Genomic DNA, 13,861 nt, shown 5'->3' with positions numbered 1-13,861 from the left:
TCTTTGTGGTTAAGAAATTATTTTCGTCAATTGTTCCGTTAAACTTTTTCTTGAATATTGTTGCAAACCAACAGCGTGAACTTTTAAATTTTGTTCCTTATATAAATTGTAATACTTCAAAAGTAACTCTTTTAATGGTTCCAATTCGTCATATAAAAAGAAAACTCCAGTATTGGTTGAAGTAATAATTTCGGCAAAATCAGAACCTTCTGGACCAAGCGCAATAATTGGTCTTTCGGAAACCATGTATTCAAATAATTTACCAGGAATTATACTTTTGGTCTCTTCAGAATTGATTTCGATTAACAACAAAACTTGCGATTTTCTTTGATGTTCAACCGCTTCTTGATGAGAAACATAACCCAAATTCAATACAAAATCATTCAATCTAAATTCTGAAATAGTATCCAAAACTTCCTGACTGACAGCACCGATTAATTTTAATTGAAAATCTCTTCTGAAATCGGGATTTTCTTTGGTTAATTCTTTTAACGCTTTCCACAAAATTCTTGGATTTCGCTCAGAAAGAAATGAACCGATATGTGCCAAAGTAAACTTTTCGTCCAAAGGTTGTTTGCTTACTTTTTCCACGTCATAACCATTGGTAATTACTTCAATCGGTTTTGAAGTTATCGCTTGGAACTCGTTTTTGGTGGTTTTACTCGTTACGATTATAGTATCAGCAGTTGTTAGCACTTCTTTTTCTAAAGCTTTGTGCTTTTTCTCAGCAGAAGAAGATAATTTCAACGCTTTGTGATAGCCAATCGTTGTCCACGGATCACGAAAGTCGGCAAACCATTTTACGTTCAACTCTTTTTTTAATTGCAAACCAATCAAATGCAAACTATGCGGCGGACCAGAAGTTACAATTGTGTCGATTTGGTTTTCTTCGATGTATTTTTTCAAATACTTTACCGAAGGTTTTACCCAAAGAAAACGAGCATCAGGAATGAAAATATTGCCTCGAACCCAAAGCAATGTTTTTTCTAAAAACGATTGTTTTTTTTGATTGGGAATAATCCCCGAACTGATTTTTTTGGTTTTATTTTTTCCTAAAAAAGAAGCAAAACCATACGGTTCGACGATTTTCTTTTTTAGAATAATCGCTTTCTCCGAAACTTCACTTTGCAAACCGTTATCGATAATAGGATAGGTTGGGTTTTCGGGAATATAAACGATTGGTTGAATATTAAAATCAGGTAAATATTTGACAAACTTTAACCATCGCTGAACACCTGGTCCACCAGCTGGCGGCCAATAATAGGTAATGATTAAAAGTTTTTTTGGTTCAGGTTTCACTAACAATTATTGAGTTTTCATTGACATCTATAGCCAGTTGAAAATATTCATATTTACTTTTCCAACTATTTGATTTTTTAATTATTTCAAATAATCGTTCAAGACGTTCGATTGCAATAGAATTTTCAGGTTCAACCTTTTTTTTATACTCAGAAACTTTAGATTTAGCTTTCATATTACAAAAGTTAACCAAACAAATTTACTTATTTTCGTTACTCTTTCTTCTTTTTTCTCTCAAAATAAACACCACCAATAATCAATAAAATCATTCCAATGGAACTAAACAAAGCAATTGTACTTCCTGTTTTTACAACTTCTGGTTCAAACTTGAATTCGATAGTGTGTTTTCCTTTTGGAACGTCTAAACCACGAAGTGTGTAATTCACTCTATAAATTGGTGCTTCTTTACCATCGATTGTTGCTTTCCAACCATTAGCATAATAGATTTCAGAGAAAACTGCAAAGCCGTCATTACTATTATTGGAAGTATATTTCAAATGATTTGGTTTGTATAAATCGAGTTTGATTGTCGCTAAACTATCAGTAATAAGTTTAGTTTCATACAAAGAAGCTTTAGGTTTTGGAACAAATTGATTATTCTTTACAGGAGATGCGGATGCATCTATAACGGCAACATTCTTTGTATCTAATTTATCTAATGCTTTCATTTCTTCATCAGCAGATTTTACTTTCTGAATTTTAGAAACAAACCATGCATTTCCGTTAGCATCAGGATTGATGGTAGCAAATTCTTGTCCTTTTTCGTCGTTTTGAATGATGTATTTGATGTTCAACATATCCAAAACATTTTTATTGTTTTTGGCAATTTGATAATCAAATAATTGTTGAATTCTTTTTGGTTTTGCAGCATGATAACCACCAAGTGATTTATGGAAATAAGAAGCTCGCGCGCTACTCATGTTTCCAGCAACTTCAAAAACGCGATAATGAGTTGTGTCTTGAAGAATTTGCATATCAGCTTCTTTGGCTTGGAATGGTTCGTTCATTTCACGAGCGCTAACAAAATCTTTAGCGTTTACGTAGTTTTTTGCCACAAAAAATAAATCGGCAACCATAAACAAACCAATTAAAATAATGGTATTTCCTTGTGCTAATTTGCCTTTAAAGTAAAACCAAAGCAATCCAAAAGCAACCAACATAAAGAAACCAGAACGCAACAAATCAGCTTTGTACAAACTTTCTCGATCTAATTTTAAAGCGTCAACAAAAGCTGTTCCCATTTCGCGCCCATAAGCTTCAATATAGTAGTTGTCGTTAGCGGTTGTAAATTCGAACATTCCTTTGCATAAGAATAATAAAACCACTAATCCAATAGAAGTTCCAGCCGTGTAAAGCAACGATTTTTTACGATTTTCTTCATTTTTAATGAATGATTGTAATCCCATAATGGCCAAAACAGGAACGCACAATTCTAAAATGACTTGTATTGAAGAAACCGCTCTAAATTTGTCATACATTGGAACATAATCAATGAAAAAGTCAGTCAAAGCCGGGAAATTTTTACCCCAAGAAAGTAGCAAAGAGAAAACCGCTCCAGCAACGAAAGCATATTTTATTTTTCGTTTGTCATGATATAAAGCTAAAATTGCTAAAAAGAAAACAATCGCACCAATATAAGCTGGCGCAGCAACAATGGGTTGATTTCCCCAATAGGTTGGAACGTTTTCTGCAAATTCTGCAGCTTCGCTTGGCGATGCACCTTGATTGGAAATAAATTCATATAAATTACTGTCTGTTCCCACATTTTCGGCATTGGAACCACCAAATAAACGTGGCGCAATTAGGTTGAAACTTTCGGCAATTCCATAGCTGTATTCAGTGATGTATTCTCGTGAAAGTGCATTATCGGTCGTTACTTTTGAACCATCTGGATTGAAAGTTAGTTCGTTTTTACTTCTCGTACTAAAATCTGCATATTCTTTGGTTGCCAATAAGTTAGTGGCATTTGCACCAATGGCCAAAACGACTGCAACGGCAAATGTTCCGATGATTTTAGGCAATGCTTTTAAGTCTTTTTCTTTAACTAATTTGTATAAGAAATAAACCGAAAACACCAGTAAAAAGAGCAACAAATAATAGGTCATTTGAAAGTGATTGGCATTGATTTCCAATGCTACAGCTAGCATCGTTAGAATTCCACCGTGAATAAAATGTTTCCTGAAAACCAATATAAATCCGGCAACAACCAACGGCATATAAGCAATTGCATGAGCTTTTGCATTGTGTCCAACGCCAAGAATAATTATCAAATAGGTTGAAAACCCAAAAGCTAAAGCTCCAAAAAATGCTTTCAACGGATTAACTCGAAATACCAAAAGCAACGCATAAAATCCTAAGAAATAAAGGAATAAATAATCGGCTGGACGAGGAAGAAAACGCAAAGTATCGTCTAATTTTCCGATATAATCGTTTGGATAATTAGCACCAAGCTGATAGGTTGGCATTCCGCCAAAAGCTGAGTTTGTCCAATAAGGTTCAGCGTTATATTCGGCTCTGAAATCGTTTTGTTCTTTTGCCATTCCGGTATATTGAACAATATCCGATTGATAGATTTTTTTTCCTTGCAATACAGGATAAAAATAAATTAAGGCAATAACTACAAAGCCAAGTATGGCTAATAAATGGGGATAGAACTTTTGAAGTTGCTTCATTATAATTGGTTACGGGTTTTAGTTTTCGAGTTCAAGGTTGTAAAAGGATATTTTTTATCCAACTTTAATCTTACTCAATTTCTTCAAAGTCAACATATTCGCCAACCACTTTTTTCTCTTTCGGTTTTTCCTGAGTTTTTTGTTGAGCTTGCTGCTGTTGCTGCTGATACTGTTGTTGCTGTTGTTCAAATTGTTGTGATGCTTTTTCTACTACTTTTTTGGCAAAAACTGGTAAAAAAAGCTTTGCTAAAAACTTAAAAATATAGTAAAAAGCGATAATATAAAGTATGGTTTTTAAAAAACCGTTAAAAGATGCCGTTTCCATCATTGAAATAATTTTTGTCAAAAATACAAATTTCAATGAAGTTAAATTAGCTTTCTGTTCTTAAATAAATGATAAATTATATTACTTTTGAACAACATTAGAACCTTTATTTATGAAAAAATATCAAATCTGTCTTTTATTACTATCGCCATTTTTCTCAATTGCACAGTACACTGACGTAATTAATTCCAATCGACCGGGAAAATCAATGTCGGCATTTTCTGTTGGAGAAACCGTTTTCCAAGCAGAAGCAGGTTTTTTTGGATTATCAGAAAAACATGACGCTATTCGATATGAGTCAAATGGTTTAGGTTCGGATTTAAGTATTCGATATGGTGCTTTTTGGGAACAATTTGAAATGATTTTGGATTTACAATATCAGCAAGATTGGTATCAGCAACCACTGTTAGAAGACACACGCAGTGGTTTGAGACAAACTGTTATTGGGGCAAAATACTTGATTTATGATCCTTTTAAAAATGCTGTTCAAGACAAACCAAATTTACTGAGTTGGAGAGCAAATCAAAAAAATAAATTCAAATTAAGAGATTTGATACCGGCAGTATCACTTTATGCTGGTTTTAATTTAAAAATTGGAAACAATCCATTTGTTAGGGACGACTCTTTTATTAGTCCTAAAGGAATGTTGATTACTCAGCATCATTTTGGTGGTCGTTGGGTTTGGGTTAATAATATTATTTTGGACAAAATAACAACTGAAGATGCATATTTAGGATTAGTTTCTACATTAACAAGAGGTTTTAATGTTCGCTGGTCAGGGTTTTTAGAATTTCAAGGAATAAAAGGAGATTTTTACTCGGATTATTTGTTTCGTGGTGGTGCAGCGTTTTTAGTTAGAGAAAACATTCAATTGGATGCTTCTTTGTCAAAAAACATTAAAGATACACCAGATGTTCTAGGTGCAAGTATTGGTTTGTCGTGGCGATTTGATGCCAATTATGAAAAAATATATTTAAGAAGTACAAAACCAGTCGACGACAAAGACAAAAAAGGGAAAGATAAAAAGGATAAAAAAGACAAAAAGAAACGTAAAGACGAAGTTCAATTAGAAGAAACAAAACCATAAAATGATTACAATAGTTGAAGCCAATTCAAAGCAATTATTAAAAGATTTCGTAAAATTTCCTTTTGAATTATATAAAAACCATCCGTTTTGGGTTCCGCCGTTGATTGCAGACGAAATGGAAACATTTGATAAAGACAAAAATCCAGCATTTAAAAGTGCAGAAGCATATTTTTATTTGGCTTATAAAAACAATAAAATTGTTGGTCGAATTGCCGCCATTATCAATTGGAATGAAGTAAAAGAGCAACAAAAAAGTAAAGTACGTTTTGGTTGGTGGGAAACTATAGACGATGTCGAAGTTACAAAAGCTTTACTAGAAAAAGTATATGAGTTAGGCAGAAAAAATAATCTGGAGCATGTTGAAGGTCCAATGGGATTTTCAAATTTGGATAAAGTAGGCGTAATGACTGAAGGTTTTGAGGAAATGGGTTCCATGATTACGTGGTATAATTATCCGTATTATGCATCGCATTTGGATAAATTGGGTTATGTAAAAGAAAAAGAATATCTCGAAAACAAATTTCCTTTTGAAAATGTAAAACCCGAATTTTTTTTAAAAGCGCAAGAACTTATTAAGAAACGATACCAACTTCGCCCATTAAATTTTACTAAGACAAAAGACATTATGCCATTTGTGGACCAAATGTTTGATTTGTTTAATAAATCTTATGCTTCGTTATCATCTTTTGTTGCAATAACCGATATTCAAAAGGAATATTTCAAGAAAAAATACATCAGTTTTATTAATCCAGAATACATCAAGTTTGTATTGGATAAAGATGACCAAATAGTAGCTTTTAGTATCGTTATGCCTAGTTTTTCTGAAGCCTTGCGAAAAGCAAATGGCAAATTGTTTCCTTTTGGATTTTATCATTTGCTCCAAGCAAGAAAGAACAGTAAAGACGTTTTATTTTACCTGATTGGAGTTGATCCTGAGTATCAAAGTAAAGGTGTAACAGCGATAATTTTTAACGAATACTACAATACTTTTACAGAAAAAGGAATAAAAAACTGTATTCGAACTCCAGAACTAGCTGATAATCATGCTATTCATAATATTTGGAAGCATTTTAATCCTGAAATTTTTAGACGTCGTTGTACATTTAAAAAGAATTTATAATCGACCAACTGCATAGCGATTGTTTTTAATCGATTAAAGCGTTAGTTCAAAGAGTATTTTAAAAAAATATATCGTATTGAATTACTTTAGCAACCTATTACCATCAAAAGCAAACCTAAAAAAGGTTGTTTGTTTCGATTATGAAAAACTATTTATTAACATCGGCTGTTAGCGATAAGATATTATACAAAAAGAGTGTCACTTCTGTGTCTGTATCTTATGAACTTTATTCGAAAGAAAAAGAGAACAACTCATCAAAACCACACACAATTCCATATGCAAAACCAATTGCCATAGGTATGCTGTTTTTGATGTTATTTTTGGTAAATTAAAATCCCACTAAATACTTAATTTGATGATAAAGCTAGTTCTTGTGACTAGCTTTATTTTTTTGCAATGAAATTACAATTCCACCAGCTAACGAAAGCGCAATAAAGCCTAGCGAAACCCATTCTGGAAATTTAAAATGATGGATAAGTAGCATTTTTATTCCAACAAAAGTTAAAATTGCAATCAAACTATATTCTAAATAGCTGAAACGTTCCAGCATATTTGCCAAAAAGAAGTACATCGAACGTAAACCAAGAATGGCAAAAATATTAGAACTAAATACTAAAAACGGATCGGAAGTAATCGCTAAAATAGCTGGAACGCTATCCATTGCAAAAAGTACGTCCATTAATTCAATAACGATAAGAGCTACAAATAAAGGTGTTGCAAAAGTGATATTTCTTTTTTTGATGAAAAACTTTTGTCCTTCCATGTGCATTGTTACCGGAATTATTTTTCGCATGTTTCTAAAAATATACGATTTCTTTGGGTTGAATTCGTCGTCTTGGCCTTTAAATAACATCTTGGCAGCCGTGAAAATTAAAAACGCTCCAAAAATATAAGTCATCCAACTGAATTTATTGATAAGCAATACGCCAAAATAAATCATCAAACCTCTAAAGGCAATCGCACCAAGAATTCCCCAAAACAAAACTCGGTGTTGGTATTTCTGCGGAATTTTAAACGAAGCAAAGATTACGGCAATTACAAATATATTGTCAACGCTAAGCGATAATTCGATTAAATAACCAGTGATGTATTTCATCACAGCTAAGTTTGGCGTAAGATTGGTTGGGTTTTCGATATAATTATTTTGGTATATCCAATAAATCACTCCAGAGAATAGAAATGAAATAGTAACAAAAATTCCTGTCCATTTTCCAGCTTCTTTCGAAGAAATAATATGAGGCGTTTTGTTGAAAACACCTAAGTCTAACGCAAGGAAAAATAAAATAGCTGCAATAAAAATAATCCAAACTAGCATAGTAAAATATATTTCTACAAATATAGTCTTCGGAATGTAATATTGTAATAGTTATGTGATTTTTTTATTTAAAAAAATCATAAATTTTAATAAAATACGAAAATGTAATGCTGTTTGACGATTAATTTAGTTGTTTTATCATTTTAACCCCTGTTTTTTTAGGGGTATTGTTGTTTTGTTTTTAAATATTAATATATTTGCATCAAATTAATAGGGTATAATTTTTAAAAATAAATTTTTATGTCAACTTTACGTTTTCAAGCATTAAAAGACGCATCGGGTAGAAAACCGGTAAAATTTGAAGAAGCAGGAAGAAAATCAGATCTTTTTGGTTCTAATGTATTTAATGATAAAGCAATGAAGCAATATCTAACTTCAGATGCTTATAAAGGTGTAAAAGATGCTGTCCAACACGGAACTAAAATTGATAGAAAATTAGCCGATTATATTGCAATGGGTATGAAAGAATGGGCTTTGTCTAAAGGCGTAACCCATTATACGCATTGGTTTCAACCTTTAACTGGAACAACTGCTGAAAAACATGATGCTTTCTTCGAAACTTCTTATGACGGTTCTGATCCAGTTGAAAAATTTGGTGGTGGTCAATTAGTACAACAAGAACCAGATGCTTCTTCTTTCCCAAATGGTGGAATTAGAAACACTTTCGAAGCTCGTGGATATACGGCTTGGGATCCAACTTCTCCAGCGTTTATTTTTGGAACAACTTTATGTATTCCAACGGTTTTCATTTCTTACACAGGTGAAGCTTTAGATTATAAAACTCCACTTTTACGTGCTTTGAATGCGGTTGATGAAGCGGCTACTGAAGTTTGTAAATATTTTGATAAAAACGTTAAAAAAGTAACAGCAACTTTAGGTTGGGAACAAGAATATTTCTTGGTAGATGCTTCTTTAGCAAATTCTCGTCCTGATTTAGTGATGACTGGAAGAACGTTACTTGGACATACTTCTGCAAAAGGACAACAATTAGACGACCATTATTTTGGTTCAATTCCGTCTCGTGCACTTAATTATATGAGAGAATTGGAAGAAGAATGTATGTTATTGGGAATTCCAGTAAAAACGCGTCACAATGAAGTAGCACCAAATCAATTTGAGTTGGCTCCAATTTTTGAAGAAACGAATTTAGCGGTTGACCATAATTCACTTTTAATGGATGTGATGTCTAAAGTTGGTGAGCGTCATGATTTTAAAGTACTTTTCCATGAAAAACCATTCAAAGGTGTAAATGGTTCTGGAAAGCATAATAACTGGTCATTGGCTACGGATACTGGTGTGAATTTACTTTCACCAAGTAAAACGCCAATGAGTAATTTACAATTCTTGTCGTTTTTTATCAATACAATCAAAGCGGTAAATGAATATGAAGAATTACTTCGTGCAGCTATTGCAACGGCAAGTAATGACCATAGATTAGGTGCAAATGAAGCGCCACCAGCAATTATTTCGGTTTTCATCGGACAACAATTGACAAAAGTTTTAGCAGAATTAGAAGGTGTTTCTAAAGGAAAATTATCTCCAGAAGAAAAAACCGATTTAAAATTAAACGTTGTAGGTAAAATTCCAGACGTAATGTTGGATAATACGGATAGAAATAGAACATCGCCATTCGCTTTTACAGGAAATAAATTTGAATTTAGAGCCGTTGGTTCTTCTGCAAACTGTGCTAATGCAATGACAACTTTAAATTCTATCGTTGCAAAACAATTGAAAGAGTTCAAAAAAGAAGTAGATGCTTTAATTGAAACTAAAGATTTAAAGAAAGACGAAGCCATTTTTAACGTATTAAGAGAATACATCAAGGAAACTAAAAACATCCTTTTTGAAGGTGATGGATATAGTGATGTTTGGGAAAAAGAAGCTAAAAAACGTGGCTTGAGTAATCACAAAACAACTCCAGCGGCTTTGAAAGCTAAAGTATCTCAAAAAGCGTTGGATTTATTCAAAGACTTAAACGTTATGAACCACGTTGAGGTAGAAGCACGTTACGAAATCGAATTGGAAGAATACACTAAGAAAATTCAAATTGAAGGAAGAGTTTTAGGTGATATCGCAAGAAATCATGTGATTCCAACAGCTATTCGTTACCAAAATACGTTAATTGAAAATGTTCGTGGATTGAAAGAAATCTTCGGTAAAGATTTTGAGAAAATTGCAAAAGAGCAAATCTCTTTAATCAAAGAAATTTCGGCTCACATTGAAGGAATTAACTCTAATGTTGAAGCTATGACAGAAGCTCGTAAAAAAGCAAACGCTTTAACTGATGCTCAAAAAATGGCAGAAATGTATTGCGATAAAGTAAAACCATATTTCGAAGTTATCAGAGAACACTGCGATAAATTAGAACTTTTAGTAGATGACGAAGTTTGGACGTTGACTAAATATAGAGAGTTGTTATTCACTAGATAATATAAAAGCGTAAACAACAAAAAATAAAGACAAAAACCTGTTAAGAAATTAGCAGGTTTTTTTGTTTGCGTGCCTTCAAAGATTTTTATTATTTATATTTTAAAATGTTTTTTTTTGATTTAAAATAAAACACAAATTATTTTTAATAATAAATAAATAGTTAAAAATATATAAATTGCTATTAATAACTATGCTTGTATTATTAATAACTTTTTTATTACTATTAATAACTAATTTTGTATTATAAATAACTATGCTAGTAATTTTAATAACTATATTTGTATTATTAATAACTATGCTATAGCTATTAATAACTATTCTATAGCTATTAATAATTATATTTGTATAATTAATAACTATGCTATCGCTATTAATATTTATAATAGTGATAGTAAAAATATTTATATTAACTACAATTTAATCTTTAAAAGAAAATGATAAAAAGTAAAAACAATATCGATACCGGAAAACTAATCGAAAGAGTACAATTGCAACAAAATCGTACCTACAGAGAAATTGAAAAAGCAATTAATAGACCACCAACCTCGATGTATCAATACATTAGAAATTCGAGTATTCAAACCGGAATTTTGATTGATTTGTGTTATGCCATGAAGTATAACTTTTTTCAAGAAATAGCAAATAAGCTTCCAAATGAATTTACTAAAACCGACAAAGACGCCGAGGAAAAATTAGCACAAAAAACAGCTTATGAAAGTCGAATTGCTGAACTTGAAGAAGAAAATAAAATACTTAAAGTTCAGGTTGATTTGTTGATGAAAATAAAAGGATAGCTCCTTTTATTTTGAACTTTCAGTGGCAATTATCAAATATTTTGTGACTACAATACTTTTTTTCAATATATTTCGTTTCTAATGTATGAATATGAAAACCTACTTCTTTTTTGCTCTTTATTTATTGGCCACAATTTTTGTTTCGGCACAAGAACAACTTACTGTTTTTTTTGAAAGTAACAAATTTGATTTGACCATTAAAGAAAATAGAAAACTCCAACAATGGATTTTAGAAAACGCTAATTCCAAGATTTTAGCAATCAATGGATATACAGACGAAGATGGAAGCATTGGTTTCAATGATACTTTAGCAAAAAAACGAGTAAACTTTATTTACAACGAAATCAAAGAACGAGTAAAAATTAGAGATGATTTTAAAACCCGAAGCTTTGGTAAGCAACACGAGCAATCGGTTGATAAAGCGAAAAATAGGAGAGTGACTATTTATTATTTATTAGAAAAAGATTTAGCCAAAGAAAATGAAATCTTAGGCATTGAAGAAGTAAAAGCTGAAGTACCAAAACCTGAAATTGAGTATCCCGAAAAAATGATTTTTGATAACCCAAACGGAACAAAATCAGAGTTCAAACTCGATAGAGAGTTTATGAAAAAAATAGGCAATTCAGTTGCAGGAGAGAAACTTAAGATAGATAATTTAAACTTCATTATCAATACTTTTGCTGTTGCACCCGAGTCGCGAGGCAAACTCTATGAATTACTTTTAGTATTGCAAAACAACCCAAAATTAAAGATAGAAATTCAAGGACACTTATGTTGTATGCCAACCGATAGACTAGACCTATCGACTAAAAGAGCCAAAGCAATTTATAATTTTTTAATAAACAACGACATCTATTCTGGTCGATTATCTTATAAAGGCTTTGGAAGTTCAGAACCTATTTATGCAATTCCTGAAAAGAACGAAACGGAGCGCGCAGCCAATAGAAGAGTAGAAATTTTAATTGTTTCCAATGATTAAAAGCATAAAGTATTTCATCCTTTTGATTTCTTGTTTGAGTTTTGGACAAAGTAAAATGGATGTTTATTTTGACTTCAATGCCGATGTTCCCAATAAAGAATCAATCCAGCAGCTAGACGATTTTTACAGTAATAAAAATATCGAAGTTATCAAAATTGAAGGCTTTTGCGACAGTATTGATACTAAAAACTACAACAAAGAATTAGCCGATAGACGAGTAAAAAATATTCTCGATTTGCTGAAGAAAAACAACGTTGCTATTGCTGAAAACATTTCGTTGATTTCGTATGGAAAAGATTTTGATCGTTCACAAAATCAATCGGAAAACAGAAAAGTGATAGTAACCTATTATGATAAAGAAAGAGATTTTTTTCCCGAGTCGGATATTCCTAAGAGTGAATTGCTAAAGCGGATTAAAGAAGAGAAGAAGACCTTAGCAGCTCAATTTAAAAAAGCAAAAACGGGCGATTTTATCAGAATAAACAACATCCATTTTACCTTCAATTCCGAAAAAATAGTTCCAGAATCGTATGCTATTTTGGAAGAATTATACATGATTATGGTAGTCAATCCGACGATGGTTATTAAGATTAACGGAAACATTTGTTGCAATCCCAATACTTCGGTTACAAAGCTTTCTTATCGTCGAGCGTTGAAGATATTTAACTTTTTAAAAGACAGAGGAATTAATATCAATAGACTGGCATATCATGGTTTTGGCAGCGGAAATCCTGTTTATCCAATTCCTGAACAAAACGAAGAAGAACGAATTGCAAACCGCAGAGTTGAAATTTTAATTGTAAAAAAATAATGAAAAAAGAGCTAATTCTATTGTTATTTATCACAACAAATTGTTTTTCGCAAAAACAGTTTGAGGTTTTCTTTGACTTTAATCAAGATGTTCCTAATAAAAAATCAACTGAAACTTTAATTACTTTTTTAGCAGAAAATAAAAATATTGAAGTACTTAAGTTATCTGGGTTTTGCGATAGTGTTGATACCCAGCAATACAATAAAGTTTTGGCAGAAAAACGTATTGAAAGTATTGTTCAGTTACTAAAAGAGAATAATATAAAAATCAATCAAAACCTTGTTCGAAATGCTGTTGGAAAAGACTTCAAGCAATCAAAAATTCAAGCAGAAAATAGAAAAGTAAACATTTTCTACAAAGAAGAAGAGCAAAAACCTATTGAAAGCCAGCTCACAAAACAAATTAAAAACGCCAAAGTTGGCGAAACCATAAAACTACCTAACATCTATTTCTACAACAATTCCCCACAAATACTACCGAGTTCAATTTCTACATTAGACCAGTTACTATCCGCTATGGAAGAAAACCCCAATCTAAAAATCGAAATTCAAGGACACATCTGCTGTCAAACCGTTCACGATATTGGCGATGTATCCACCGCAAGAGCAAGAGCAATTTACAACTACTTACTCCGTTTTAATATCAACCAAGACAGAATGACCTACAAAGGTTTCGGTTCTTCAAGACCAGTTCACAAAATTCCAGAAAAAAACGAAGACGAAGCAAACGACAATCGAAGAGTAGAAATCCTAATTATTAGCAACTAAAAAACGAAAACTTGTTATACAGTGATTTATGCCATTTAAATAGAACTGCCACTTCCAGACTATATATCGAATAGCAAAACGACAAGACCATATCGTTAGTCAACAAGCAAAAACAAAAAAATAAATACTTCCTACTCTAAAAAAATTCTGGAGCGAAACCCCAGTTTGTACCAGTAAACTATATTCCCGCTATCCGTTTCAATGGCTGCGAGGATTTCTACTACTATCGAGGTTATTCAATAACCGCTACCACGCGAAACCC

The 13,861-nt window shown here is 32.1% G+C and carries 12 protein-coding genes; 7 read left to right on the top strand and 5 right to left on the bottom strand.

The window, feature by feature from the left end; genetic code table 11:
- Nucleotides 1–9: 9 nt before the first annotated feature.
- The 4 genes from IAI56_RS10365 to IAI56_RS10350 all read right to left on the bottom strand — a co-directional run bounded on the left by IAI56_RS10365 (nt 10) and on the right by IAI56_RS10350 (nt 4,317).
- Complete coding sequence (locus tag IAI56_RS10365; RefSeq protein ID WP_187657806.1) at nt 10–1,299, bottom strand: glycosyltransferase family 4 protein; 1,290 nt, start codon at nt 1,297–1,299, stop codon at nt 10–12.
- Nucleotides 1,289–1,474: a hypothetical protein gene (locus IAI56_RS10360; RefSeq protein ID WP_187657805.1), complete on the bottom strand. Its 186-nt coding sequence runs from the start codon at nt 1,472–1,474 to the stop codon at nt 1,289–1,291. Before IAI56_RS10360 ends, IAI56_RS10365 begins: the two co-directional genes overlap by 11 nt.
- A gap of 37 nt (nt 1,475–1,511) precedes the next feature.
- Entirely contained in the window at nt 1,512–3,971 is a 2,460-nt protein-coding gene (locus tag IAI56_RS10355) for a YfhO family protein (RefSeq protein ID WP_187657804.1), read from the bottom strand.
- A gap of 70 nt (nt 3,972–4,041) precedes the next feature.
- A complete protein-coding gene (locus IAI56_RS10350) occupies nt 4,042–4,317 on the bottom strand; it encodes a DUF4834 domain-containing protein (protein ID WP_317192442.1) in 276 nt (91 codons plus the stop codon).
- A gap of 91 nt (nt 4,318–4,408) precedes the next feature.
- Here IAI56_RS10350 and IAI56_RS10345 point away from each other — a divergent pair, with 91 nt between their 5' ends.
- Together IAI56_RS10345 and IAI56_RS10340 are read left to right on the top strand one after the other, a co-directional pair.
- Nucleotides 4,409–5,383 (top strand): transporter, encoded by a 975-nt coding sequence (locus IAI56_RS10345; protein ID WP_187657803.1) that lies wholly within the window; start codon nt 4,409–4,411, stop codon nt 5,381–5,383.
- 1 nt (nt 5,384) lies between these two features.
- The gene (locus IAI56_RS10340; RefSeq protein ID WP_187657802.1) at nt 5,385–6,503 is read left to right on the top strand and encodes a GTP cyclohydrolase; all 1,119 of its coding nucleotides are present in this window, start codon (nt 5,385–5,387) and stop codon (nt 6,501–6,503) included.
- A 364-nt stretch (nt 6,504–6,867) separates the two neighbouring features.
- On the opposite strand, the gene IAI56_RS10335 is transcribed toward IAI56_RS10340, so the two are convergent.
- Nucleotides 6,868–7,818 carry a TerC family protein gene (locus tag IAI56_RS10335; protein WP_187657801.1) on the bottom strand — a complete coding sequence of 317 codons (951 nt, stop codon included), beginning with the start codon at nt 7,816–7,818 and terminating at the stop codon, nt 6,868–6,870.
- Between the two features lie 240 nt (nt 7,819–8,058).
- Between IAI56_RS10335 and IAI56_RS10330 the strand changes: the two genes are divergently transcribed.
- From IAI56_RS10330 to IAI56_RS10310, 5 genes are all read left to right on the top strand, one after another.
- Complete coding sequence (locus IAI56_RS10330; protein ID WP_187657800.1) at nt 8,059–10,248, top strand: glutamine synthetase III family protein; 2,190 nt, start codon at nt 8,059–8,061, stop codon at nt 10,246–10,248.
- A gap of 434 nt (nt 10,249–10,682) precedes the next feature.
- Entirely contained in the window at nt 10,683–11,042 is a 360-nt protein-coding gene (locus tag IAI56_RS10325) for a hypothetical protein (RefSeq protein WP_187657799.1), read from the top strand.
- Between the two features lie 91 nt (nt 11,043–11,133).
- Complete coding sequence (locus IAI56_RS10320) at nt 11,134–12,021, top strand: OmpA family protein (protein ID WP_187657798.1); 888 nt, start codon at nt 11,134–11,136, stop codon at nt 12,019–12,021.
- Nucleotides 12,014–12,832, top strand: a complete 819-nt coding sequence (locus IAI56_RS10315) for an OmpA family protein (RefSeq protein ID WP_187657797.1) — start codon at nt 12,014–12,016, stop codon at nt 12,830–12,832. Before IAI56_RS10320 ends, IAI56_RS10315 begins: the two co-directional genes overlap by 8 nt.
- Nucleotides 12,832–13,599 carry an OmpA family protein gene (locus IAI56_RS10310; RefSeq protein ID WP_187657796.1) on the top strand — a complete coding sequence of 256 codons (768 nt, stop codon included), beginning with the start codon at nt 12,832–12,834 and terminating at the stop codon, nt 13,597–13,599. Before IAI56_RS10315 ends, IAI56_RS10310 begins: the two co-directional genes overlap by 1 nt.
- Nucleotides 13,600–13,861 lie beyond the last annotated feature (262 nt).

The sequence above is a fragment of the Flavobacterium macrobrachii genome, assembly GCF_014486675.1.
GTDB lineage: Bacteria > Bacteroidota > Bacteroidia > Flavobacteriales > Flavobacteriaceae > Flavobacterium > Flavobacterium macrobrachii.
This window is presented reverse-complemented; position numbering and strand designations above follow the sequence as displayed.

Bases quoted from the DNA above. Each gene is read 5' to 3' on its own strand.
- IAI56_RS10360 (WP_187657805.1), bottom strand. From the start codon at position 1,474: ATGAAAGCTAAATCTAAAGTTTCTGAGTATAAAAAAAAGGTTGAACCT.
- IAI56_RS10320 (WP_187657798.1), top strand. From the start codon at position 11,134: ATGAAAACCTACTTCTTTTTTGCTCTTTATTTATTGGCCACAATTTTT.
- IAI56_RS10315 (WP_187657797.1), top strand. From the start codon at position 12,014: ATGATTAAAAGCATAAAGTATTTCATCCTTTTGATTTCTTGTTTGAGT.
- IAI56_RS10310 (WP_187657796.1), top strand. From the start codon at position 12,832: ATGAAAAAAGAGCTAATTCTATTGTTATTTATCACAACAAATTGTTTT.
- IAI56_RS10355 (WP_187657804.1), bottom strand. From the start codon at position 3,971: ATGAAGCAACTTCAAAAGTTCTATCCCCATTTATTAGCCATACTTGGC.
- IAI56_RS10335 (WP_187657801.1), bottom strand. From the start codon at position 7,818: ATGCTAGTTTGGATTATTTTTATTGCAGCTATTTTATTTTTCCTTGCG.
- IAI56_RS10330 (WP_187657800.1), top strand. From the start codon at position 8,059: ATGTCAACTTTACGTTTTCAAGCATTAAAAGACGCATCGGGTAGAAAA.
- IAI56_RS10345 (WP_187657803.1), top strand. From the start codon at position 4,409: ATGAAAAAATATCAAATCTGTCTTTTATTACTATCGCCATTTTTCTCA.
- IAI56_RS10325 (WP_187657799.1), top strand. From the start codon at position 10,683: ATGATAAAAAGTAAAAACAATATCGATACCGGAAAACTAATCGAAAGA.
- IAI56_RS10340 (WP_187657802.1), top strand. From the start codon at position 5,385: ATGATTACAATAGTTGAAGCCAATTCAAAGCAATTATTAAAAGATTTC.